Annotated in this window: 16 protein-coding genes; 10 read left to right on the top strand and 6 right to left on the bottom strand. The window is 61.5% G+C overall.

All coding sequences use genetic code 11. The annotated features are described in order from the left end of the window. Positions 1–180: 180 nt before the first annotated feature. The 3 genes from LJ725_RS16590 to LJ725_RS16580 form a co-directional block, all read right to left on the bottom strand. Positions 181–1,629, bottom strand: a complete 1,449-nt coding sequence (locus LJ725_RS16590; protein ID WP_230551757.1) for a TolC family protein — start codon at positions 1,627–1,629, stop codon at positions 181–183. A gap of 169 nt (positions 1,630–1,798) precedes the next feature. Next, positions 1,799–4,942: an efflux RND transporter permease subunit gene (locus LJ725_RS16585; RefSeq protein WP_230551756.1), complete on the bottom strand. Its 3,144-nt coding sequence runs from the start codon at positions 4,940–4,942 to the stop codon at positions 1,799–1,801. Further along, positions 4,939–6,201: an efflux RND transporter periplasmic adaptor subunit gene (locus tag LJ725_RS16580; protein WP_230551755.1), complete on the bottom strand. Its 1,263-nt coding sequence runs from the start codon at positions 6,199–6,201 to the stop codon at positions 4,939–4,941. The genes LJ725_RS16585 and LJ725_RS16580 overlap by 4 nt, the downstream gene beginning before the upstream one ends. Before the next feature lie 727 nt (positions 6,202–6,928). Here LJ725_RS16580 and LJ725_RS16575 point away from each other — a divergent pair. Beyond that, positions 6,929–9,991 carry a heavy metal translocating P-type ATPase gene (locus tag LJ725_RS16575; RefSeq protein WP_230551754.1) on the top strand — a complete coding sequence of 1,021 codons (3,063 nt, stop codon included), beginning with the start codon at positions 6,929–6,931 and terminating at the stop codon, positions 9,989–9,991. 281 nt (positions 9,992–10,272) lie between these two features. Here LJ725_RS16575 and LJ725_RS29350 read toward each other — a convergent pair whose 3' ends face one another. Beyond that, positions 10,273–10,440: a signal peptidase II gene (locus LJ725_RS29350; RefSeq protein WP_408015747.1), complete on the bottom strand. Its 168-nt coding sequence runs from the start codon at positions 10,438–10,440 to the stop codon at positions 10,273–10,275. A 429-nt stretch (positions 10,441–10,869) separates the two neighbouring features. On the opposite strand from LJ725_RS29350, the gene LJ725_RS16570 reads away from it, so the two are divergent. Next, complete coding sequence (locus LJ725_RS16570; RefSeq protein ID WP_230551753.1) at positions 10,870–11,265, top strand: MerR family transcriptional regulator; 396 nt, start codon at positions 10,870–10,872, stop codon at positions 11,263–11,265. 16 nt (positions 11,266–11,281) lie between these two features. On the opposite strand, the gene LJ725_RS16565 is transcribed toward LJ725_RS16570, so the two are convergent. Continuing rightward, positions 11,282–12,655 carry a TRAP transporter large permease gene (locus LJ725_RS16565; RefSeq protein WP_230551752.1) on the bottom strand — a complete coding sequence of 458 codons (1,374 nt, stop codon included), beginning with the start codon at positions 12,653–12,655 and terminating at the stop codon, positions 11,282–11,284. 1 nt (position 12,656) lies between these two features. Next, the gene (locus LJ725_RS16560; protein ID WP_230551751.1) at positions 12,657–13,211 is read right to left on the bottom strand and encodes a TRAP transporter small permease subunit; all 555 of its coding nucleotides are present in this window, start codon (positions 13,209–13,211) and stop codon (positions 12,657–12,659) included. Positions 13,212–13,885: 674 nt separating this feature from the next. Between LJ725_RS16560 and LJ725_RS16555 the strand changes: the two genes are divergently transcribed. The 8 genes from LJ725_RS16555 to LJ725_RS16520 all read left to right on the top strand — a co-directional run bounded on the left by LJ725_RS16555 (position 13,886) and on the right by LJ725_RS16520 (position 24,010). Beyond that, entirely contained in the window at positions 13,886–15,175 is a 1,290-nt protein-coding gene (locus LJ725_RS16555; protein WP_230551750.1) for a TolC family protein, read from the top strand. Continuing rightward, the gene (gene ihpB / locus LJ725_RS16550; protein ID WP_329958372.1) at positions 15,172–16,152 is read left to right on the top strand and encodes a divalent metal ion exporter adaptor subunit IhpB; all 981 of its coding nucleotides are present in this window, start codon (positions 15,172–15,174) and stop codon (positions 16,150–16,152) included. Before LJ725_RS16555 ends, ihpB begins: the two co-directional genes overlap by 4 nt. Positions 16,153–16,167: 15 nt before the next feature. Further along, entirely contained in the window at positions 16,168–19,365 is a 3,198-nt protein-coding gene (locus LJ725_RS16545; protein ID WP_230551749.1) for an efflux RND transporter permease subunit, read from the top strand. After that, positions 19,362–19,733 carry a hypothetical protein gene (locus LJ725_RS16540; protein ID WP_230551748.1) on the top strand — a complete coding sequence of 124 codons (372 nt, stop codon included), beginning with the start codon at positions 19,362–19,364 and terminating at the stop codon, positions 19,731–19,733. The genes LJ725_RS16545 and LJ725_RS16540 overlap by 4 nt, the downstream gene beginning before the upstream one ends. A gap of 106 nt (positions 19,734–19,839) precedes the next feature. Further along, positions 19,840–21,147: an adenylate/guanylate cyclase domain-containing protein gene (locus LJ725_RS16535; protein WP_230551747.1), complete on the top strand. Its 1,308-nt coding sequence runs from the start codon at positions 19,840–19,842 to the stop codon at positions 21,145–21,147. Further along, entirely contained in the window at positions 21,144–21,512 is a 369-nt protein-coding gene (locus LJ725_RS16530; protein ID WP_230551746.1) for a hypothetical protein, read from the top strand. Before LJ725_RS16535 ends, LJ725_RS16530 begins: the two co-directional genes overlap by 4 nt. 9 nt (positions 21,513–21,521) lie before the next feature. Beyond that, positions 21,522–23,567, top strand: a complete 2,046-nt coding sequence (locus tag LJ725_RS16525; protein ID WP_230551745.1) for a heavy metal translocating P-type ATPase — start codon at positions 21,522–21,524, stop codon at positions 23,565–23,567. Then, on the top strand, positions 23,564–24,010 hold the full coding sequence (locus tag LJ725_RS16520) for a helix-turn-helix domain-containing protein (RefSeq protein WP_329958371.1): 447 nt from the start codon (positions 23,564–23,566) through the stop codon (positions 24,008–24,010). The genes LJ725_RS16525 and LJ725_RS16520 overlap by 4 nt, the downstream gene beginning before the upstream one ends. The last annotated feature ends 294 nt before the right edge of the window (positions 24,011–24,304 follow it).

Raw genomic sequence — 24,304 nt, 5'->3', positions numbered from 1 at the left:
GCTCCCCTTCGCGCAACCGGAGGATTGGCCCGAGGCCACCATCGCCATGTGCCCAAACTTGGTTCGCCGCAGGTCCGTGCCGGAACGTTGGGTGCGGTTGGCGCCGCCGCTAGCCTGAGGTCAAGGCGCCGAGAGCACTGCACGGCGACGGATTAGTGGGGAAGAGTTGTTCTCATGGTTTCACTGCATCGGAATTGATATTGATGCTGCTGGCTCGCTTGCTGCCGAGCCGCCGGCGCCAATAGACAGAGCGGCCTGCAGATCGGCCGCAGCCAGATAGAAGTCACGTCGGGCGTCCAGCGCTGAGGCGGTGGCGCCGATGCGCACGCGCGCGTCAACGAAGAACCGGAACAGATCGACGCGCAGCCCCTCACTGGCCAGCACACCATTAGTGTACCGCAATGACACCTCGCGGGAGACCGTCTGGCGTAGCGGCAAGACCCGGTCGCGCCAGAAACGGGCGATGTCATAGGTACCGCGATAGGTGTCGTAGGCGATCCGCGCCTCGGACCGGGCATTGACGGCCTTCGCAGCCAGCCGATTCAGCGCCCGCATGTAGGTCTCCTGCGCTGTCCGCGTGCGGGCTTCGCCGGTATCGAAGATCGGAAGCTGGAGGTCGAGCTGGGCGCCGCCGCGGTTGATCGCGGTATTGCTGTTGGTCAGCATGTTGGGCGACTCGTTGTTGTAGATGCCAGCCAGTTGCAGCATCGAGACGTAGCGGGTGGCTTCCGTGAGCGACAGGGATTTGGCCAGCGCGGCGACGTCGTAGCGCGCCAAGGTCAGGTCGACCCTGCGGTTGATGGCTTCGACCTCCACAGCCGCCTTCGATTCGGGTTCGCCCGGCAGAGGCGGTAGCTCGGCGGGCAGGCTAAAGGAGGTGTCGCCGCCCCACAGACCCATCAACCGAATCAGCGTCTCGCGCTCGCGGCGCGCCGTGAGCCGGGCCTGGGCCATGCGCGCGCTCAATTCGGCATAGAAGGCGGCCAGTTCGGCCTGATCGAGCTGGTCGCCGCCGCCGGCTTGACCAAGCTGCATATTCAGCCTTACGGCCGCGTCGACCGTGCTGCGCGCCTGGTCCAGGAAGCCGACCTGCTGCTGGGCGGCGACCGCGCGGATGTAGGCCCGGCGTGTGTCCGTCGCAAGGGTCAGCGTAGCTGCCACCGCCTGTTGCCGAGCACGGGCAAACTGATCAGCGGCGATTGCCGTCCGGCGCGGCAGGGTGAACAAGCTGAGGATGTCTCCAATCATCCTCAGCTCGAAATTTGCCACCCCCGTGCCGCCAATATTCATCAGCGAGATCCCCGGGTTGGGCGGCAGGCTGGCCTGGACGTATGCTGCTTCGGAGATACCCAAGTCGTTATAGGCAGCCTGCAGGTCGCGGTTGTTGAGCAGCGCCACCTGCACTGCCGCATCGGCCGAGAGGGGTGCAGCCAGCAGGGCCGCGACTTGTTCCTTCGCCTGCTGCGCCTGCTCGACACTAGTGATCTTGACGACGTTCTTGCCAACGCCGGGGCCGGTCTCCCGGCCGACGCCCCGCGCCACTTCGCTCATGCCGCCATCGGGCGAGAACGAGGCACAGCCGGGAAGCAAGCCGACGAGCAAGAGCACAATGGCGGGGGATCGGATCATGGCGCCCTCCCAAGCCCGTGATAGACGGTGCCGGCCATTATCGGGCGATAAGGCGCGTCGGAAGAAACGGCGGCCGGGTCGTCAGGCCCGGGTGACGGCGCCAGGATGGGTGGCGGCGAGTTCGAACATGCCTGGAGCAGCACGAGCAGCGCTGCGAGCACGAAACATCTCATGGATGGACCTCTCTCTCGAGCGCAGGTGCGGGTTGCAGCCGCCAGCCTTTCACCAGGCCATAGAGCGCCGGGATGACCAGCAAGGTGAGCAGGGTTGAGCTCACCATGCCGCCGATCATCGGCACGGCGATGCGCTGCATCACTTCGGAGCCCGTGCCGGTGCTCCACAGGATCGGCAACAGGCCTGCCATGATGGCCGTCACCGTCATCATCTTGGGTCGCACCCGCTCGACGGCGCCTTCAATGATCGCTGCCGTGAGGTCGGAGCGGTTGAGCGGACGGCCCTCGGCTTCAGCGCGTCGTCGCCGTTCGGCCAAGGCATGATCGAGGTAGATTAGCATTACCACACCGGTTTCGGCAGCCACCCCCGCCAAAGCAATGAAACCCACCGCCACGGCGACACTCATGTTGAATCCCATCCACCAAACGAACCAAAAGCCACCGACTAGTGAAAAGGGCAGCGATAGCATCACGATCAGCGTCTCGGTCATCCGCTGAAAGTTGATGTAGAGTAGTACTAGGATCAGCAGCAGAGTCGCTGGCACGACGATCTGGAGTCGGGCCTCCGCCCGCTGCAGGAACTCGAACTGCCCACTCCACACAGCGTAGAACCCCGGCGGAAACTTCACCTTTTCCTGTACGGCGCGCTGGGCGTCGGCGACGTAGCTGCCGAGGTCGCGGTCGCGGTAATCGATGAAGATGTAGACCGCAAGCTGGGCGTTCTCGGTGCGGATCGTTGTCGGGCCCCGATTGGGCTTCACCTCAGCGAGCTGGCCGAGCGGGATCATGCCGCCGCTCATGGTCGAGACCAGGACGTCGGAGGCGATGGCCCGCGGATCGGAGCGCAGGTCACGCGGATAGCGAACGTTGATCGTATAGCGTTCCCGGCCCTCGACCGTCGTGGCGACTGCCTCACCACCGAGCGCGCTCGACACGGCCAACTGGAGATCCTCGATCAGCACACCGTATTGTGCCAACCGGGTCCGGTCGGGCACGATGTCGAGGAAGGAGCCGCCGGTGACACGCTCAGCGAACGCTGATGTCGTGCCGGGCACATCGCGCACTGCAGCTTCGACCTGGCGCGCGAGATTTTCCAGCTCGCCGAGATCGCGGCCCAAGAGCTTGATGCCGACGGGCGTGCGGATGCCCGTCGCCAGCATGTCGGTACGGGCCTTGATGGGCATCGTCCAGGCGTTACTGACGCCGGGGAATTGCAGGGCCCGGTCGAGTTCAGCAATTACCTTGTCGATGTTCATGCCAGGCCGCCACTGGTCCTTGGGCTTGAGGTTGATCACCGTCTCGAACATTTCGAGCGGCGCGGGATCGGTGGCGGTGGTGGCGCGGCCGGCTTTGCCGTAGACCGAGGCCACCTCTGGGAACGACTTGATGATCTTGTCCTGGGTCTGCAGCAGCTCGGCCGACTTAGTGACCGAGAGCCCAGGCAACGTGGTCGGCATATAGAACAGCGTACCCTCGTCGAGGCTTGGCATGAACTCGCTGCCGACCCGCATCGCAGGCCATGCCGTCGCGCCCAAGACCGCCACCGCCAACAGGATAGTCGGCACGCGCGCCCACAATACCAGCCGGATCGCCGGACGATAGAGCCAGATCAATGCTCGGTTCACCGGGTTGCGTCGCTCGGGCAAAATGCGGCCGCGCACGAACAGGACCATCAGCGCCGGCACCAGGGTCACCGACAACAGCGCCGACGCGGCCATTGCGAGGCTCTTGGTCCAGGCCAGCGGCTTGAAGAGCCGGCCCTCCTGGGCCTCCAGGGTGAAGATCGGCAGGAACGAGACGGTGATGACCAGCAGGCTGAAGAACAGCGCCGGGCCAACCTCGACCGCCGCCGCTATGATCGCCTCAGTGCGCGACTCCCCCGGCTTCAATCGCTCAAGGTGCTTGTGGGCATTCTCGATCATGACAATCGCGGCGTCGATCATGGCGCCGATGGCGATGGCGATGCCGCCGAGGCTCATGATGTTCGAGCCGATGCCCAGCGCATGCATGGCGAGGAACGCCATCAGAATGCCAACCGGCAAGGTGATGATCGCTACCAACGCTGAGCGTAGATGAAGCAGGAATACGAAACAGACTACTGCCACCACGATGCTTTCCTCGATCAACGTGTAGACGAGGGTATCGATGGCCCGATAGATCAGGTCCGAGCGATCGTAGACTGGCTCGATGCGAACACCCTCCGGCAGGCCGGCGGCAATCTCCTTGAGTTTGGATTTGACGTTGGAGATGACATCGAGCGCGTTCTGCCCGAAGCGCTGCAGCACGATGCCGCTCACCACTTCGCCCTCGCCATCGAGCTCGGTGACGCCGCGCCGCTCGTCGGGGCCAAACTCGACCCGCGCCACGTCGCGCAGAAGTACCGGCGCCGTCCCGTCGGCGCGCAGCACGATCTGCTCGAGGTCCGCCACGTTTTTGATGTAGCCTCGCCCGCGCACCATGAACTCGGTCTCGGCCATCTCGACGACCCGGCCGCCGACTTCCCGGTTGGAGGCCCGGATAGTCTCGATGACCCGGGCGAGCGGCACGCCGAACGAGCGCAGCTTCACGGGATCGACGACGACGTTATATTGCCGCACGAAGCCGCCGACGCTCGCCACTTCGGCCACGCCTTCGGCCTTAGCCGCGCCGAAGCGGATGAACCAGTCCTGCAGCGAGCGCAACTCGGCCAGGGAATGGTTCGCGCCGACCACAACGTACTGGTAGACCCAGCCGACTCCGGTGGCGTCCGGTCCCAGGGTCGGCTTGACGTCGGCCGGCAGTTTCTGGGCGCCCGAGTTGAGGTATTCCAGCACGCGGCTGCGCGCCCAGTAGATGTCGGTGCCATCCTCGAAGATGATGTAGACGAACGACACGCCGAAGAAAGAGAAGCCGCGCACGGCGCGACTGCGCGGTACCGCAAGCATGGCCGTCGTGAGTGGATAGGTGACTTGGTCCTCGACCACCTGCGGCGCCTGACCCGGCATCTCGGTATAGACGATGACCTGGGTGTCGGAGAGGTCCGGGATGGCGTCGAGCGAAACGTGGCGGACCGCGTAGAGACCACCGCCGATCAGACCGAGGGTCGCGATGAAAACCAGCAGCAGACTCCGGGCAGACCAACGGATGAGGCCGGCGATCACTTGCTCTCTCCCGCCGTGAAGGCGCCAAGGGCCGCCCTGAGGTTGCTTTCGGCATCGATCAGGAAGGTCGCCGAGGTGACCACACGCTCGCCGGGCTTCAGCCCGTCGAGCACCTGAATATAGCCCGGCACGCGCGCGCCAAGTTTTACAGTCACCGGCTGGTAGCGGCCCTCGCCGCGCTCGACCAGCACGATCTGGCGCTGGCCGCTGTCGATCACCGCGGAATCAGGTACGGCGAGCGCGCGGCCTAACGGCGCCTCGATCTCGACAGTGGCCGCCATATCGGCGCGCAGCAGCCCGTCAGGGTTGGCAACTTCGATGCGCAGCCGCGCCGTGCGGCTTTCCTTGCCAACATTGGGATAGATGAAGATCACGGGGCCGGGAAACGACCGGTCGGGCCAGGTGTTGACCATTACCTTGGCCATGTCGCCCACCTTCACGTAGGCGAGATCCTGTTCGTACACCTCAGCCAGCACCCACATCGTTGATGTATCGACGATGCGAAATAGCACCTCGCCAGGCTGGTAGCGCATCCCCTTGACCGCCATCTTCTCGACGACCGTGCCGGCTTCCGGCGCTGGTACGCCGATGATGCGTGACGCACGGTCGCCACGGCGCAGCTTCTCAAGCTCGGCCTCGGGATAGTCGAGATTGCGCAGGCGGCCCTCGGCGCCGCTCTGCGTGCCGCGCGACAGCATGAATTCTTGCTGCAAAACGTTGAGCTCGGGGCTGTAGACGTCAAACAGCGTCTGGCCGGCCTTCACGACGTCGCCGGTGGCGTTGACGTAAAGCTTCTCGATCCAACCGCCGAACTTCGGCGCGACCACGGCCTGGCGGCGCTCATCGTACTGCACTGAGGCGAAAGTGCGGATGGTCCGCGCCAGTTGCCGCTCCTCGACCAATTCGCTGCGAACGCCGAGCCGCTGCACACGATCGAGGCTCACCTTGACGATGTCGGAGGCCTGCGGTTCCTCTGCGTCGTCGCAAACCGGTATGTAGTCCATGTTCATCGAATCCTTTTTGGGCACCGGAGAGGTGTCGGGTGCGCCCATGGGATTGCGATAGAGCTTGGCCGGCTTGCCGTTACACGGGCCTGTGGGTGTATGCCCTGCAGCCTCGTCGGATGACATCGGGCTGGTTGAGCCACCGCCTTTCCACATCCACAATACGGCCGCGGCGCCTGCGGCCCCGCCCAGCAACAGCGCGATTAGTGCAATCGCCACGGCATGCGCCCGCTTCGAATGTGGTGTGCTCGACATGCGACTTTCCTTCCAACAACTTCGCGTGCATACGCGCGAGCAGCGCAATGCCATTGGGCATTCGCTTCGCTACAATAAACGCCGGGAAGTTAGGATCGCGGTGGGAAGGGATCGGGTGGCGGAGATCGGCCGTGCAAGGCGGCCAGCGGCGGGGAACTTACCGCTTCAGTAGTTGATACCTCGCCCAAGGAAAAATCCGCCACGCCGAGTGCGGGCGCCGAGGCCACGCAGGTCTGGACGCAACCGGCCATCGCTGGCTCGCACGGCGCCCCTTGGCAATCAGGGCAGTTATCACAAGGCTCGGATGCTGCCGTCTGTGCCGGTACGCTATTGAGCGAAGGTGCCGACCAAAAAGCGGCTGCGGGCAGACTTGCCGCGAGAACGGCAAAGCAGCCTAGCAGGCCAGCAAGGAGGCGCAGACGACGCATGGCTATCATAGTGTGCTAATGGGCCGAACCTGCCAACAGCGCAGTTGTCACGGTAGCGCTATGCAGAGACGCTGCATCGATGACGTGGCGCTCGGTCAAGACCATCAAGCCTTCCGTTCGAATAACACGACTTCTCACTTGGATCGTAGGTATTTAACGAGAGCCGCCGCGCCCAACAGAAGAACGACGAGGGCTAGTGGTGCCCACTTGCTTCTGTAGTGGCTACAGGAGTTATGATCTTCGAAAGAGCAAGAAGAAGCCGGGGGCCGAACTCGAATCGCGACACCACGGAGCCAAAGATGAAAGTTAATGACGCGACGATGAGCCGTTCAAGCTCACTGCGCTTTAAGGTCGACGGCTTGGATTGCCAGAACGAGGTTCGCGCGCTTCGCGCGGCAGTCGGGCCACTTGTTGGTGGTGACGACAAGCTATCCTTCAATACTCAAGCCGGTGTCATGGAGGTGATCTCCGAGAGCGTTCCGATGGTCGACGCCATTCAGCGGGCGGTTGCAACGATCGGCATGCAAGCGCGTCTCCTGGGAGAACTGCAGCAGCAACAGCCTGCACCTGCATTACTGTTCCGGATCGAGGGGCTCGACTGCAAGAATGAAGTCGCCACGCTCAAGCGTGAGGTTGGTCCGCTCGTTGGGAGCGAAGCTTGGCTATCGTTCGATACTGGGAAAGGGCTCATGACGGTCGCGCCGCAAAGGCAGGCGACAGTCGACGATATCGTCGGCCGCGTCGGCCCGACCGGCATGCGTGCTTCCTTTGTTGAGGACGGCACGGCCGAAGCAATGCTGTTACGCGTTCAGGGGCTCGACTGCAAAAACGATGTTGCCGAACTCACGCGTCAACTAGGTCCGCTCGTCGGTGAAGACAAGCTGGCTTTCGACACCGCGCAAGGCATGATGACCGTGGCTCCCCAGAGCCGGGCGGCACTCGACGCGATCCAGGAAGCTGTGGAGCGAACGGGTATGCGCGCCGAGCCCTGGTCGGCGCCGGCAGTTTCCCGCGGCGCGCCCGCGCCCGCCGCAGTACCGGTAGGTCCTGCATCCGGCGGGGCGGCAGAGGCGCTCAACTCGCCGCTTCCAACCCGCTTGGCCGGCCAAGTTGTGTTTCGCATTCACGGCATGGACTGCGCCGACGAGATCGCGGCGTTGAAGCGCGAGGTTGGGCCGCTGGTCGGCGAAGCCAAGCTCGCCTTTGATCTCCTCAACGGCCGCATGTCGATCGACATGACGCCGGATGCGGCACTCGAATCCCGAGTCGAGAAAGCTGTAGCGCGCGCTGGACTGCGTGCCGAGCCTTGGATTGAAGGCGGCACCAGCGAAGCCGCACAGGCCGAAGAGCGCCGCAAGCGTCTGCAGTCATGGCTGACGACCGCGAGCGGCGTGTTCACGGCACTGGGCTTTGCGATTCATGCCTGGCTGGGCGGTAGCATCATAGCGGCTTTCGAGGCGGGTGAACACGGCTCGGGGGCGACCCCGCTGCCCAGCGTGGCGCTGTACACACTCGCGGTACTCGGTGCGGCACGCTACGTCGCGCCCAAGGCTTGGCTCGCCGCCAAGCGGCTGCGTCCCGACATGAATCTGTTGATGATGGTTGCGGTCGCAGGTGCCATTGGCATCGGCGCTTGGTTTGAGGCAGCCACGGTATCGTTCTTCTTCGCGCTGGCGCTGGCGCTAGAAGCTTGGAGCCTGGGTCGCGCGCGCCGCGCGGTTGCTGCCCTCATGGAACTCGCGCCGCCCACAGCACGCCTCAAGCTCGAAGACGGCTCCGAGCACGATGTTCCGGCGGCTGAGGTCCGGGTTGGCATGCATATCATCGTCCGGCCAGGGGACAAGGTACCGCTCGACGGCCGGGTTGCCGCCGGCGAAAGCGAGGTCAATCAGGCGCCGATCACCGGTGAAAGCGTCCCCGTATTGAAGGCAGAGGGCGACGAGGTCTTTGCCGGCACCATAAACGGCGAGGGTGCCCTCGATATTGTGACAACCAAAGCGGCAAACAACACGACACTCGCCCAGATCATCCGGATGGTCGGGTCGGCTCAGAGCCGACGCGCCCCCAGTGAGCAGTGGGTGGAGAAGTTCGCGCGCATCTACACGCCCGTCGTGATGGCGCTTGCCATCGCTATCTTTTTGGCTCCGCCTTTGCTCCTGGGCGGTGCCTGGGACGTCTGGTTCTACCGTGCGTTAGTGCTTCTTGTGATCGCTTGCCCCTGCGCCCTCGTGATTTCAACGCCAGTGACGATCGTGGCTGCACTCGCCGGCGCGGCGAAACAGGGTGTCCTGGTGAAGGGTGGCACTCATCTCGAAACGCCCGCGCACCTCAAGGCCGTTGCCATGGACAAGACCGGCACGCTCACCGAAGGGCGGCCACAGGTCGTCGAGATCGTGCCGCTCGGCGGTCGCAACGAAACGGACATTCTTGGCTTGGCCGCGGCCTTGGAGGCGCGCAGCGGGCATCCAATCGCGCGCGCCATCCTGGCGAAAGCCGAGGAATTCAAGATCGCCGCCGAACCCGCCGAGGCCGTCCAAGCCATCGCCGGCCGAGGCGTCACCGGGCGAGTTGCCGGACGCGAGATATGGCTCGGCTCGCGCCGCTACCTTGCGGAGCGGGGCATCAGCTCGGATACAGTTCTGCAGCAAGCCGATGCACTTTCGAGCGCCGGTCGCACCATCGTCGGGGTTGGCGAGGGTCAGGAAGTCTGGGGCCTCGTTGCCGTTGCCGATGCCGTCAGGCCGGAAGCGAGGGACATCGTAACTGCGCTGCACCGAGCAGGCATCAAACACGTCGTGATGCTCACAGGCGACAATCGGGCGACGGCGGAAGCGATTGCGAAGCAGACGGGCATCGACGAGGTTCGAGCGGAACTTCTACCGGCGGACAAGGTGGTAGCCGTCGAGGATTTGGTGCGGCGCTACGGGACGGTTGCCATGGTCGGCGACGGGGTCAACGATGCTCCCGCGATGGGTCGTGCCAATCTCGGCATCGCCATGGGCGCCATGGGCAGCGACGCCGCCATCGAAACGGCCGATGTGGCGCTGATGTCGGACGATCTGTCCAAGCTTCCTTGGCTCGTGCGCCATTCGCGCGCAACTCTCACCGTAATCAGGCAGAACGTTGCGTTTTCCATTGCCGTGAAGCTTGTGTTCACAGCACTGACGGTGATTGGACTCGCATCGCTCTGGGGGGCCATCGCCGCCGACGTAGGCGCGTCACTTCTGGTCGTTCTCAACGGCCTGCGCCTGCTCAACCGTAATCAGACCAGCATTCAGCAGGGTGGCCCTTCCGGTGGGCTTGGCGTTCCGGCACAGCCGCATCAGGTACCGACGATGACCGGGACGGCGCACGCGCGCTGATCGCAGCTTGTGTCCACGCGAAAGACGGCAAGAGAAACCGAAAACGAGTTGGCGCCGGGTAACGTCGCCGAGATGCAGCTCGATCGGCAGGTAGGCCCCGCTGAAACATCGAAGCCGTGCCAGGCACAAGCGCCCAAGTACAGCAGGACAGCGACACGTCAGACTCCTGCCAGGTGCCTCGTAGATGCCGTTCACGACGCACGGGGTTCTGGCGGTTGCAAAAGGAACAACACCGCACCGCCAACGATTGCAACATCAGCGAAATTGAACGCTCGCTAGTGCTACTGTCCGACGTGCAAGTCGAGAAAGTCTGTGACGGCTCTACTTCGTATTCGATCGGCAGTATTGCCGAGCGCACCGCCGATAATCAGGCCAATTGCGCCGCCGCTCAGTTTCGTGCGGGTGTGCCAGAGCCACACGGATAGTAGCGTGACTGCCGGGAGCCCCAAGGAAGGAGAGTGTCCACCACGGCGGCCCCGTGAAAAGGCCAAAGCTCATGCCTCGATTGCGTGTGAGCACCACATTGAAGATCGGCAGCACCTCGACGCTTTCATGCGACCCGAAAAAAAGGCAATCGCGGCGGCCTTGCTCGCATGATCGACGATGTACGCCGTGATAGCGCACGCTGAGCCAATCCCTTGCGCGGACCACCTCATACGACGTGCTTGGTGCGTCTCAGATCGGCAGCGTGTCGGCAACGCTCGCCCATGCGGATTGCAGGAAAGCCATGACAATGGTGAAAACAGCATCGAGCAAGCCACGTCGGTGACTCGGTGCGTCATGGGAGAATCGGAGGGCGTTGTCGGGGGGTATTGTCCTTGATTCGCATGTCAAAAGTATAGATCCTGTAGCGACTACAGAAGCAAACGAGGTTAGCAATGATGTCCATCGGCACGCTTTCGAAGCAAAGCGGCGTGCACATTGAGACCATCCGCTACTACGAGCGGGCCGGCGTATTGCCGAAGGCACGCCGCGCGCCCAACGGCCGCCGCATATACGGCAAGGAGGATGCCGGCCGACTGGCCTTCGTCCGTCACGCGCGCGAGTTGGGGTTCGAACTTGTTTCCGTACGGGCTCTACTTGCCTTGCAAGAGAAGCCTGAACTGTCTTGCAAGGCGGCGTCGGACTTGGCCTCGGCCCAGCTTTCAGCCGTTGAGAGCCGGCTGAGCCGCCTTACCGTGCTGCGCGATGAACTAAGACGCATGGTGCGTGCCTGCAAGAATGGCCGCGTCGTTGATTGCCGCGTGATCGATGCACTCACCAACATGCGTTGATGCACGGTCGGTTGGCTCAGTTCTCGGCAGGTGGTGGAGGTAGTTCTATATTGATCGTTGCCGGGGCGGCGGCCGGTGCCGGAGTTCGCGTCACGATTTGCGGTACCGCAATGAGAAGCCCAACCATCATGATCTGCAGAACCAGAAACGGCACAGCTCCCCAATAGATCTGCGATGTAGGAACAGAGGACGGCGTTACGCTTCGAAGGTTATAGAGAGCGATCCCAAAGGGCGGATGCATGAAAGAAGTCTGAAGGTTGACGGCGAGCAGCACCGTGAACCACACCATATCGATGCCGAGATGGCGCGCAATCGGCGCGATCAACGGGAGCACGATGAAAGCGATCTCGAAAAAATCCAGAAAGAATGCCAGGAAGAATATCGCCACGTTGATGAATACGATGAAGCCCACTTGGCCTGCGGGCAAGAGCTTGAAGAGCGATTCGATCCAGAGGTGACCTTCAAGGCCACGGAACACCAACATGAAGAAGGACGCTCCGAGCAATAGAAAGATGATGCCGGAACAAAGTATGCCGGTGACATCCATTGCTTGGCGGAGATTGCGCCCGGTCAGCTTTCGCCCTGCCAGTCCCAGGAGCAATATGGCGATGACGCCAATGGCGCCGCCCTCGGTGGGCGTCGCCACGCCGAAATAGATCGCTGCCAGCACGGCAGACACGATACCCAACGGCAGTCCGGCCGCGCGGACAACCTCAAGGGTTACCTGCGACAGGGACTGAACAACCCTGTCGAAACTTGAAGGAGCGCGCTCGGGAGACAGGCGCGTGAGGAGGAAGATGTACGACAGATATAAGGCGACGAGCAGCGCCGCGGGCAAGAGCGCCCCTCGATAGATCTCGAGAAGCGACACTTCGAGCTGCTCTGCCAGAATGATGAGAACGAGGCTTGGCGGAATGACCTGGGCGAGCGTGCCGGCCGCGGCTACTATCCCGGTGGCAAGCTTCGGATCGTACTTTGCCCGCAGCATCACGGGCAGTGATATGAGCCCAATGGCAACCACCGACGCTGAGACAAAGCCTGTGATTGCAGAGAGGGCGGCACCAACAATAATCGTTGCGTAAGCCAGCCCGCCGGAAAGACGCCCGAATATGCGATTCAGGGCAGTGAACATTTCCTCAGCGATGCCGGTGCGCTCCAGCAGCATTCCCATAAAAATCAGGAGCGGCAGCGCCAACAGGTTGTCGTTGTTGAACGTTCCTTGAATGCGGAAGAGCATATTATTCAGGAAGGTAACGTTGAAGTGGCCTGTGGTGACGCCGATGATGCCGAATGCGCCCCCTACCGCCGCCAAGGAGAACGCAACCGGAAACCCGGCGAAGAGTGCCACTACCAGACAAAGGAACATCGCCGGCGCGAGGATGTCCGTCATGTCAACGGTCCTCGATCAGCCTTCGCCGGTGCATCGGTCGCGGCAAAATACCCCTGAGACAGGCAACACAGCGGACAGCTTCGGCGATACCCTGCAAAGCGAGCAGGAGAAAGCCGGCGGGGATGAAGCCCTTTATGATCCACGCCGGAATGTGGCTCGTGCTTTCGCGCGTCGCCCGGCTCTCGCCGGAAAGAAAGGCGATGACGAATTGCGGCAAGCTTACCCATACGAGCGCTGCGCATACCGGCAGAAGAACGAGACAAATTCCAATGAGATCGAGCCACGCTAGGCCTCGTTCGCCCAGCCGGTCAGCCAGGATGTCGATTCGCACATGCTCGTCTCGTTGAAAGGTATAGGCAGCCATCAACAAGACAACGGCGGCGAAAAACTGCCATTGAAGATCGAACGCCGACGCCCACGCCAGCGAGAGGAATTTGCGGCTCAGGGCGTTTGCTGTGATGAGAACGGCGTTCGCGAGCAACCCCCAACGCACGAACTCAGAAACGGTTCTATTCAAACCGTCGATCGCGTGCGCAAAGCGGAGCAATGTTCGCATTCGTCAGCCCATCAGTCTCACGGCAGTGCCCATCGTCCGTCCTGCGACCGATGGTGCATCCTGTACCAACTAAAGGATCAAGACGAATATGCTCCTTTCCAGTCAGTGCACGCTTCACGCACACTGCAACCCTAAGAGGGCGATACTATGATCGTTTGGACCCTCGCCTGTCTCACTGGGGCACAACGCCGCATCATTACTAAGGTGATTGTATAACCGCTTCGCGCTCGTAGATAAGTGAACGTGGTGACTACCATAGGGCATCCGCTGGCATTGGCACTTCGACGGAGTGTAAGCTTCGTCCGGATGTTCTGCGTGCTGGTCTTGGCACTCGCTAGTATCGTCCATGTTATCAGCGATTTTAGCGCGAATAGCGTCGGGATGAGCGCAGGGCAGGCCGTGGTTTCCAGCGCGCCAAACGATCTCGGGAACGAGGGCGGCCAGGCCGCTGAAGCCTGTCATATGTGCTCAGTGTCGCCTTATTTCACCGCAGCATTGGTGCTCTTCGCTGCCGACGCTTCTTTCGAAGTGCCCGAGGGACGCCTTGTGCAGGTGTCCGTTGCCTCTCCGCGCATAGCAGGGCGCCCCCCCAAGAACTGATCCCGCCGTGTTTCGATCGTCGTGCCGAAGTTTCCGGTGCGGCGTGCTGATAAACGCTTTTCTGGGATCAGATCATGTCAATCCGCGTAGTGGGAGCGTTGTGCGTAGCGCTGCTCGTTGTCACGCATGCAAACGGAGCTTTGTCGCAGGCGACGCCTGCGGCTGCGCAGCGCGTGCCGAACGGGGTGCTTACTCTTCGCCAGGCTTTGCAGCAGGCGGTGAACGCCAGCCCGCGCATCGACATAGCTGATCGCAACCTTGGCATGGCCGATGGTCGCCGCCGTCAGGCTGGCGCGATGCCCAATCCAACGATCGGCTTCGAGATCGACAATTTTGCCCCCGGCAATTCTGAGAATGTTGGCGGCGCGGAGACAACACTAATGCTCAGCCAGCTCATCGAGCTTGGCGGCAAGCGCGACGCGCGCGTGTCGGCGGCTCTCGGCGACGCCGATGCCATGCGATGGGAGAAGGACGCAACCCGTCTCGAACTCCTTTCGGAGACGACACTCGCCTTCGTAGAAGCCCTATCGGTGCAGCGCCGCATCCAGATTCTTGAACGGCAAGCTTCGACCCTGGAAAAGCTCGTGCCATTGATGCAACGCCGCGTCGAAGCCGGCGCATCCTCGCCGTCGGAAGTCACGCGAACCCAGACAGCGGTCGGTGTAACGCGCCTAGAACGTGATCGCGCGCGATTGGCCTTTGCCGTAGCTCGGAGGGATCTCACCGGGTTGATGGGCCGCGATCTGCCCGACTTCACGTCCGTTTCCGGAGACTTCACCCGCCTGGTCCGGCCGGCACCGCTCGAAGCCCTGATCAAGGCGATCGACGACAATCCGCAGCTCATGCGCTGGACGGCCATACGCGCTCAACGAGACGGAGAGCTGCTGGTCGCCCGTCTGAAGCCCATCCCAGACGTCACGGCCAGCGTGGGTTGGCGCTACTACTCCGACACCCAGCAGAGCGCCGTGCGGCTGGGCGTCTCGATGCCGTTTCCGGTGTTGGACAGGAATCGCGGCGGTATCCAGGAAGCTCAGGAAAATTCTCGAAAGGCCCACTCCGAACGGGCCTCGAACCGGCTGGCCCTGATCACCGTCGTGGCGAAAGCACACGACACCGCGAACAACCAGCTTGTCCAGCTCGACCTCATCCGCAAGACGATCCTGCCGGCGGCGCGGCAGACCTACGCGACCATCGAAGCGGGGTACGGACAGGGGCGCTTCACGGTTCTGGAGATTTTGGACGCATATCAGACCGTCGCTGATGCGGAACTAAAGGAACACGAAGCGCTGACGAGCTTCCATTCAGCCGTTGCCACAATCGAGGGTCTCACCGCGAGCCCCGTGAACGTTACGAGGGCACGATGATGAACATTATAAAAAAGGTACTTGGCTATCTGACGGTGGCAATCTTTTGCGCGGGCATCCTGGCCGCTGCCGGCTACTACGTCTTCGATGCGCGATTTACCAACCAGTCGAAGGCCGCTGGCGCCAAAGGTGGGCATGCTGAGAAGGAGGGCGACAGTCATGACGAGGGCGTGAAGTTGACAGACGCCCAGGTGGCTGCGGCGGGCATAGAGCTGCTTAAGGCGGGGCCCCATGAACTGCGCGATATTCTGCAACTGAACGGCACGGTGCAGCCAAATCAGGAAACGCTGGTGAAAGTGACCCCGCGCTTCCCCGGCGTGATCCGAAGCATGCGCAAGCGGCTGGGCGACATGGTCAAGAAAGACGATGTTCTCGCGACCGTCGAGAGCAACCAGAGCCTGACCGTCTATGAACTCAAGGCACCGATCAACGGTACCGTGATCGATCGGGATGGAACGCTAGGCGAGTTCGCGTCCGAAGCGCGGCCGATCTTCACCATTGCCGACCTTTCGACCATGTGGGTCGACTTCGCGGTGTTCCGGAAGGATTTCTTGAAGGTCCGGATCGGCAACGCCGTTTCCATCGATGTTGGCGACGGCGGTGCACCTATCGAAGCCAAGATCGACTATCTCTCGCCGATCGGCGCCAGCGATACTCAGTCGGCCATAGCGCGTGCAATCGTTCCGAACAGTGGACGGTTGCGCCCGGGCCTGTTCGTGGACGGAAAGGTCATCCTGTCAGCACGGCCAGTCGATGTAGCCGTCAGTACAAACGCCCTTCAAACACTTGAGGGCAAGAACGTCGTCTTTGTGCGCAACGGCGACTCGTTCGAGGCGAGAGAGATCGAACTGGGCAATCGAGATGCCGACTGGGCCGAAGTCATGTTCGGCCTCGTGGCAGGCGACATCTATGCAGCGAAGAACAGCTTCGTGATCAAGGCGGAGATCGGCAAGGCCGGCGCCGCTCACGAGCACTGACGCGAGAGATCCAACATGATCAACAAGATCCTCGAGTTCTCCATCCAGAACCGGTGGTTCGTGATTATGGCAGCCATCGCAGTTGGCGCGTTGGGTGCGTGGAACTTCACGCGCCTGCCGATCGATGCGGTTCCCGACATCACCAACGTTCAGGTGCAGGTCAACACTGTTGCGCCAGGTTACTCTCCGTTGGAGGTCGAGCAGCGCATTACTTTCCCATTGGAAACCGCAATGGGTGGCCTGCCGAAGCTCGAATACACGCGCTCGCTGTCGCGTTACGGCCTGAGCCAGGTCACTGTCGTGTTCAAGGACGGAACGGACATCTACTTCGCCCGCCAGCTCGTGAACGAGCGCATTCAGCAGGCGAAGGAGCAGCTTCCGCCCGGCACGGAGACCGCGATGGGACCCGTATCTACCGGTCTCGGCGAGATTTACATGTATGCGGTCGAGGCCAAGCCAGGAGCTAAGCGGCCCGACGGCGAACCATATTCAGCGACCGACCTGCGGACGATCCAAGACTGGATCATCAAGCCGCAGCTCCGCACGGTGCCGGGCATCGTCGAGGTCAATACGATCGGCGGATACGAGAAGCAATTCCACGTCCTGCCCGACCCGGCGAAGCTTATGGCTTATCGCCTCGCGTTCCGCGACGTGATGCAGGCGCTGGCGACACACAATGCCAATGTCGGCGCGGGATACATCGAACGCAACGGCGAGCAGTATCTGGTTCGCACGCCGGGGCAGGTGAACACGCTGCCGGAGATCCGCGACATCGTCATCGGGACGCGCGGCGGGGTGCCGATCCGGATTTCGGACGTGGCGGAGGTCAAGGAAGGGACTGACCTGCGGACCGGTGCAGCGACGCTCGATGGCAGGGAAACTGTAATCGGCACCACAATGTTGCTGATCGGCGAGAACAGCCGGACGGCTGCACAGCGCGTGAGCGCAAGGCTGGACGAGATTGCGCGCTCGCTGCCGGACGGCGTCGTCGCGCGAGCGATCTACGACCGGACCAAGCTCGTCGAAGCCACGGTCTGGACGGTCGAAAAGAACCTGCTGGAAGGCGCGCTGCTCGTTGTGGTTGTGCTGTTCCTGATCCTAGGCAATTTTCGCGCGGCCTTCGTCACGGCCTGCGTCATCCCGCTGTCGATGCTCTTCACCATCACAGGAATGGTCGAGAACCATATCAGCGCCAACCTGATGAGCTTGGGCGCCATCGACTTCGGCATCATCGTCGATGGGGCGGTGATCGTCGTAGAGAACTGCCTGCGCCTGCTTGCTGAAGAGCAACACAAGCGCGGCCGTTTGCTGACACGGAACGAGCGCTTCGCGACGATCCTTGCCGGTGCACAGGAGGTGATCAAGCCGAGCCTGTTCGGAACTGTGATCATCGGCGTCGTCTATTTGCCGATTCTCACGCTGACCGGCGTCGAAGGGAAGATGTTCACGCCCATGGCCCTCACAGTGCTAATGGCGCTTCTGGGCGCGGCCATACTGTCGATGACCTTGGTGCCCGCCGCGGTGGCACTGCTGGTTACCGGCAAGGTCTCCGAGAAGGAGAACTTCTTCATGCGCGGCGCACTTCGTCTTTATGCGCCGGCGCTCGAAGGCGCTATCCGGCTGCGCTACGTCGTGGTCGCGATGGCCTTTGTGCTGGTCGGTGTTGCAGGCGTGGCAGCCTCTCGGATGGGCGGGGAGTTCATTCCCTCGCTCGACGAGGGCGACATCGCCATGCATGCGATGCGCATTCCCGGCACCAGCCTGACACAGTCGGTACAGATGCAAGAAGCGCTTGAGAAGGCGATCCTGGAGTTTCCGGAGGTCAAGGAAGTAGCGGCCAAGATCGGTACGGCAGAGGTCGCCACCGATCCCATGCCGCCCAACGTCGCCGACAATTTCATAATGCTGAAGCCGCGTTCTGAATGGCCAGATCCCAACCGCTCCAAGGCCGACTTGGTGGCGGCCATCGAAAAGCGGGTCGAGCAGATCCCCGGCAATAACTACGAGTTCACCCAGCCTATCCAGATGCGCTTCAACGAGCTGATCTCCGGTGTCCGGAGCGATCTCGGCATCAAGATCTTCGGCGACGACCTCGATACGCTTCTGTCAATTGCCAGTAAGGTCCAGTCTGTCGTGCAGGCCGTACCCGGCGCGGCCGACGTGAAGACCGAACAGGTGAGCGGCTTGCCGATGCTCACTGTGAAGCCCAACCGTGCGGCTCTCGCGCGATACGGCATTACGCTGGCGGAACTGCAGGAAGTGGTGGAAATCGCCGTTGGCGGCCGAGAGGCGGGACTGATCTTCGAGGGCGACCGCCGCTTCGATATCGTGATCCGGCTACCAGAGAGAATGCGCGTTGACGTCGACGCCCTGGCGTCTCTGCCAATTCCCATTCCTGCGCAGGTGGCAGGAAAGGAGAATGGAGCGAAGGACAGTCGCGCGATCGTGCAGACGGGCCTAGGGGTGACGGCCCCGTATGTGCCGCTCTCTGCCGTGGCCTCTATCGAAATCGCGCCGGGTCCCAATCAGATCAGCCGAGAGAATGGCAAGCGCCGCATCGTTGTTTCGGCAAATGTACGCGACCGCGATCTTGGTTCCTTTGTCAGCGAGGTGCAGAGCCGCGTCGCCGCACAGGTCAAGCTACCATCGGGCTATTGGATCGGTTGGGGTGGTCAGTTCGAGCAGCTCGTCGGCGCTACAAAGCGCCTGGCGATCGTCGTGCCGGTCGCGCTGCTGCTGATCTTCGTCCTGCTCTGCATGAGCCTTGGTTCGCTCCGCGACGCGCTCCTGGTCTTCAGTGGTGTGCCGCTGGCCCTGACTGGCGGTGTGGCTGCGCTCGTGCTCAGGGATATTCCACTCTCGATCAGTGCTGGCATCGGCTTCATCGCATTGTCTGGCGTGGCAGTGTTGAACGGGCTCGTCATCATCTCCTTTATCCAGGGACTAAGAAGCCAGGGACGCTCGGTGGCAGAAGCCGTGCGCGAGGGAGCCATGAAGAGGCTCCGTCCCGTGCTTATGACTGCGCTGGTGGCGTCGCTGGGCTTCGTGCCCATGGCAATCGCGACCGGTGCAGGCGCCGAAGTGCAGAGGCCGCTTGCCACCGTCGTCATCGGCGGAATCATCTCGTCGACGATCCTGACGCTGGTCGTTCTACCGGCTCTGTACGCTCTGTTTCACCGAGACAAACCCGTTCAAAAAGAGGAGATGGCATGAAGAAGTTCTTGATTGCGGTGGCGTTGATGCTGTGGGCCGGCATGGCCGTCGCGCAGCACAATCACGCCGCCACCAAAGGTCCCAACGGCGGACCGGTCCATGACGTGGCCGGCGTGCATGCCGAGCTGGTCATGTCCGGCAACACGGTGACTATCAATTTGCTCGACGAAGCGAACAAGCCGACATCCGCCAAGGGTTTCAGCGGTTCCGTGCTTATTGTTTCAGGTTCCTCACGTGAAACCGTGCAGCTTGCCGTTTCCAGTGACAATTCGCTGAAGGGCGACGCCAAGGCCGCCATTCCGTCCGGTGCACAGGTAACGCTCGTGCTGAAGAACGCCGCCGGCAAATCCGGCCAGGCCAAATTCTAAGTGGATTAGGAGCGGCCGCCCTGCAGGGCGGCCGCGTCTTGCATCGTGTTTTGGAGCAGTTCCGCTGTCTTTGTCGGTGCCGTCTGCCCGGAATGTGTTCGTCAAAATGCTAGACCTTGCCTCAGAGGAACTCCTGACGAACGCTGAGCGGCGACGCTGGCAGCGTGAGCGTCGATCGGCTTGGCTGCGTCTGGTCGCGCTCGCGATCTTGGTCGTCAACCTCGGCCTTGCCGGTACGCAGGACAGTGAAATCGTCCACGCGAATGTCGTAGTCGCCTACGGCGCTCTGACGATCTTAGCCTTGGTCCTCGCGGAACTTCGTAGAGGTACGAAGTGGCTCTCTTGGCTCTACGTGGTGTTCGACGCCCTGCTGGTCGTCGTTTTGTTCCATGAGCACCTTTTCGCACCCGGCAAGGACCTTGATCACGCGCTAACAGCGCCATCACTCGCTATTGGATTTGTACTCTTAACACACGCCGCGATGCGCCTGCGGCCGATGCTCGTCTTTCTGTTTTCAGGGATCGTCATTCTTGGTTGGCTGGCACTGCTGACAGTCGCCGTCGAAGCTCATCTTGGCAAGGGCGCGCCTCATGCACGGGATTGGTCGGCATTCCTTACAGAGGCCGCTCTCGCAGCGGCGTTCGGCTTCGCAGCCTTGGTATGCGGTCTGCTCACTCACGATCACAATGTTCTCTTGAAGACGGCCGTCCTGGCCGAGCGGCGGCGCGCCAATCTCAGTCGCTTCTTCTCGCCGACCGTCCTCACGGAGCTGCAAGCAACAGGAACATCGTTGGCCCTTGGCCGCCGCGAAGTGGCGGTGATGTTCGTCGATTTGCGGGGGTTCACTAGCCTGAGCGAGTCTATCCCCTTGGAAATGCTGGCCAGGCTCCTAGCTGAATTCCGGGAACTCGTGACGCGCGAAGTGTTCGCGCATGGAGGAATGATCGACAAGTTCATAGGCGATGGTGTGATGGCGGCTTTTGGTCAACCGAAATCAACAGCGGACGACGCCGCGCGAGCTTTGGAATGTGCCGTCCATCTAAGAAGCATGTTGCACGATTGGGCCGCGATGCGGCGACGCCGGGGCGACGTGGACCCTCGCGCTGGCATCGGTCTTCATTTCGGTACCGCGATAGGCGGCGTTCTCCGTAGCGGATCGCATGATGAGTTCACCCTTGTCGGTGACGCGGTCAACGTTGCTCAGCGCCTGGAAAGACTGTGCAAGCCACTGGATGCGTCGATCGTTGTATCATTGGAGGTCGTTGAGGCAGGCAGGGGACAAGGCTTGGTCAACTGGCAGTACGAGAACGGGGTTGAAATCGAAGGGCGGAGCAAGCGAATGCGCATTGCTTACGTCTCCAACGAACAGGGGAGAGCGACGGGGGAATTAATTCAGCAAGGAGTCTGTCGATGAAAGCGCTTGTCTTGATTGCCGCGTTGGCCCTCTTCTCGAACGCCTCGTACGCCCAGCACGGCAGAGACATCGTCACTGGCCCTCATGATGGCAAGATGCAGGACATCGGCGGCGTTGAGGTAGAACTGCTGGTAGGAGAACGGGAAGTAACGCTGTGCCTATATGAGCGGAACGCGCCGATTGATGCCCGCAACTTCAAAGCTGTCGTCACCATTGTTTCGGGATCGAACCGGGAGCGGATCGAGCTTCGGCCAACCCCGACCGGCAGACTGACAGGTAGCAGTACATCGGCGCTGCGGCCGTATTCCGCTTTGTCGCTGGAATTGACACCGCCCAACGGCCCATCCGCCACTATTAAGTTCTAGGAAGACATCATGGTGGCCCAGTCCCCGACGAAGAAAACGCAGAAGCCGCATTCGCATTCTCATGCGAGCGATCGGCATGAAGAGAAGGGGAGCGACCACGCGCATTCACATGCGGGTTTCTTTGGTCAGTATGCCGAGCTGGTATTCTCGCTTGTCTGCGGCCTGCTGCTCGGTGTTGGCTTCGCTGCCGAACAGCTGGGTTGGGCACCTGAAGGGGTGTCGGTGGCGCTCTATGGTGCGGCATATCTAGCGGGCGGCTTCTACACGGTGCGTGAGGCCTTCGCCAACATCCGGCGTGGCAAGTTTGAAATCGACACGCTCATGCTGGTGGCGGCTGCAGGGGCGGCGATCCTTGGCGCATGGGCCGAGGGTGCATTGCTGCTGTTCTTGTTCAGTCTTGGCCATGCGCTCGAGCACTTCGCGATGGGACGCGCTACCCAGGCCATTGAAGCTCTCGCAAAGCTGGCCCCTCAGACAGCCGTCGTAACGCGCGAGGGGAAAGCGCAGGAAGTGCCAGTCGATCAGTTGATTGTCGGAGACGTCATCGTTGTACGGCCGAACGCACGCCTTCCTGCGGATGGCTTCGTGATCCAGGGACAATCGAGTGTCAATCAAGCACCTGTCACGGGCGAAAGCATTCCGGTCGACAAGCAGCCCGTCCCAGACGCTAACGCGGCTCGCACCCGGCCCGAAAGCGTTGCCTCTTCCTCGCGTGTCTTTGCTGGAACTATAAACGGTTCTGGCGCTCTTGAAATCGAGGTCACACGTAAAGCTGGGGACACCGTCTTGGCGAGGGTCGTCAAAATGGTGAGTGAGGCCGAGTCCCGAAAATCACCGACACAGCGCTTCACAGACAGATTCCAGAAGTTCTTTGTTCCGGCCGTCCTTATTCTGGCCGTGGTACTTCTTGGAGCCGGGCTGATCGTCGACGAGCCCTTTGCAGCAAGCTTTTACAGGTCGATGGCAGTTCTGGTCGCCGCCAGTCCCTGCGCGCTGGCCATCGCTACGCCCAGCGCCGTGCTCTCCGGGGTCGCACGTGCTGCACAAGGTGGTGTGCTTATTAAGGGCGGAGCTCCGCTCGAAGCATTGGGGGCGGTCCGCGCCATTGCGTTTGACAAGACGGGCACTCTTACTGAGGGAAGTCCGCGCATCACCGATGTCGAACCACTGGGGGGTACTACTGCCGAGGAACTGCTGGCAGTAGCTGTGGCAGTCGAATCCGTCAGCGACCATCCCTTGGCGTTTGCAATCGTGCGCGATGGACGTCAACGCCTTGGTAATCGGAAACTGGACCCTGCCAGTGATCTTAAGAGCCTCACCGGTCGCGGGGTGCGAGCCAAGATCGGAACAGATCTCGTCTGGATCGGCAAGGCGGAGATGTTCGGTGCCGACGGCGTACCCTCAATCGGTCAGGAAGCTAAGTCTGCGATCTCATCGTTGCGCGCATCGGGGCGCACAACGATGGTTGTCAAAAAGGGGACTATGGACCTCGGCGTGATCGGGTTGATGGACTCACCTCGGGTGGCCGCACGCCAGGTGATTGCTCGTCTGCGCGAATTGGGCGTTGGTCGCATGGTGATGCTCTCCGGAGACAATCAAAAGGTAGCAGATGCGATCGCCAGAGAAGTTGGCCTTGATGACGCCCGCGGTGATCTCATGCCAGAGGACAAGGTCAAAATCATTGGAGGACTTAAGGAAGAAGCACGTCTAATTGCGATGGTCGGCGACGGTGTGAATGACGCTCCGGCTATGGCTTCTTCGACCGTTGGCATTGCGATGGGCGCCGCAGGTTCCGATGTGGCACTGGAGACCGCAGACGTTGCATTGATGGCAGACCGTCTGGAACATCTACCATTCGTCGTCGGTCTTAGCCGGTATACCCGCTCGATCATCCTGCAAAACTTATACGTCAGCCTTGGAGTGGTGGCATTGCTGGTGCCAGCGACAATTTTCGGCCTGGGAATAGGGCCGGCGGTCGCGGTCCACGAAGGATCGACGCTGCTTGTCGTCGTGAATGCGCTGAGAATTCTGGCGTACCGGGAGGATCTCCCGTGAAGAAGGGGGGGCGTCCCGAGCCCGGGTCGTCAGAAACACCGGTCGTCAAGGTTGGCGTCAGGGACCCTCTAGATGTGCATGTGGGGCAGCAGCTCCGTCGGCGGCGCCTCGCCTTGAAAATCCGTTTGAAGAAGTTCAGCAAGGACGCTGGCGTAAGCCAAAAGCAGATCCAGAGATACGAGAGTGGTGAGAACAGGACAATTGCCCGGCGCCTGTTTGACTTCGCTCGTTTGCTTAAGGTTTCTCCCGAATACTTCTTCGAGGGATATGGAGAGCCTTCAAGCAAAAGCACTTACAGGCGCGCGTCACATGAGGAGGCTGCGTTTGCCATGGGACATGCCTCTCGGGAGTCGCTGGCACTCCTGCGCGCGTTCCAAAAAGTGGAGTCCCAGGCTGTTCGCCAGGAGGTCCTCCGCATGATCTTGGACCTTGAGGGCATGTAGATGCCTCAGCCTGCGGGACGGTAGATTTCACACAAGACTTGGTGCTGGAGAACAACATGAGAAAGTCGATATGCTGTATTTTGCTCCTCTCTTTGGTGGGGTGCGCCGGCACGGTGCCGGCATCAGGGAGCACCTCTGACGGAGAACAGTTCACGGGAAGCTTTAGCAAGCGGTCTGATGGGATAGCAGGCGTGGTGAAGCTTAATAGTGACAGGGGCACCGCCTGCGAAGGTCGGTGGCATCTAGACGAGGAGTATACGGGCTCTGCTGTCATGACCTGTAGTGATGGTCGAA

This window comes from Reyranella aquatilis (assembly GCF_020880995.1).
Lineage (GTDB): Bacteria > Pseudomonadota > Alphaproteobacteria > Reyranellales > Reyranellaceae > Reyranella > Reyranella aquatilis.
Note: the sequence above shows the minus strand (reverse complement) of the source record. Positions and strands in the feature narration are given on the sequence as shown.

Excerpts from the sequence above, each read along its gene's own strand:
- LJ725_RS16570 (WP_230551753.1), top strand. The coding sequence starts at position 10,870 with ATGATGTCCATCGGCACGCTTTCGAAGCAAAGCGGCGTGCACATTGAG.
- LJ725_RS16590 (WP_230551757.1), bottom strand. The coding sequence starts at position 1,629 with ATGATCCGATCCCCCGCCATTGTGCTCTTGCTCGTCGGCTTGCTTCCC.
- LJ725_RS16580 (WP_230551755.1), bottom strand. The coding sequence starts at position 6,201 with ATGTCGAGCACACCACATTCGAAGCGGGCGCATGCCGTGGCGATTGCA.
- LJ725_RS16540 (WP_230551748.1), top strand. The coding sequence starts at position 19,362 with ATGAAGAAGTTCTTGATTGCGGTGGCGTTGATGCTGTGGGCCGGCATG.
- LJ725_RS16555 (WP_230551750.1), top strand. The coding sequence starts at position 13,886 with ATGTCAATCCGCGTAGTGGGAGCGTTGTGCGTAGCGCTGCTCGTTGTC.
- LJ725_RS16565 (WP_230551752.1), bottom strand. The coding sequence starts at position 12,655 with ATGACGGACATCCTCGCGCCGGCGATGTTCCTTTGTCTGGTAGTGGCA.
- LJ725_RS16535 (WP_230551747.1), top strand. The coding sequence starts at position 19,840 with ATGCTAGACCTTGCCTCAGAGGAACTCCTGACGAACGCTGAGCGGCGA.
- LJ725_RS16525 (WP_230551745.1), top strand. The coding sequence starts at position 21,522 with ATGGTGGCCCAGTCCCCGACGAAGAAAACGCAGAAGCCGCATTCGCAT.
- ihpB (WP_329958372.1), top strand. The coding sequence starts at position 15,172 with ATGATGAACATTATAAAAAAGGTACTTGGCTATCTGACGGTGGCAATC.
- LJ725_RS16545 (WP_230551749.1), top strand. The coding sequence starts at position 16,168 with ATGATCAACAAGATCCTCGAGTTCTCCATCCAGAACCGGTGGTTCGTG.
- LJ725_RS16530 (WP_230551746.1), top strand. The coding sequence starts at position 21,144 with ATGAAAGCGCTTGTCTTGATTGCCGCGTTGGCCCTCTTCTCGAACGCC.
- LJ725_RS16560 (WP_230551751.1), bottom strand. The coding sequence starts at position 13,211 with ATGCGAACATTGCTCCGCTTTGCGCACGCGATCGACGGTTTGAATAGA.
- LJ725_RS16575 (WP_230551754.1), top strand. The coding sequence starts at position 6,929 with ATGAAAGTTAATGACGCGACGATGAGCCGTTCAAGCTCACTGCGCTTT.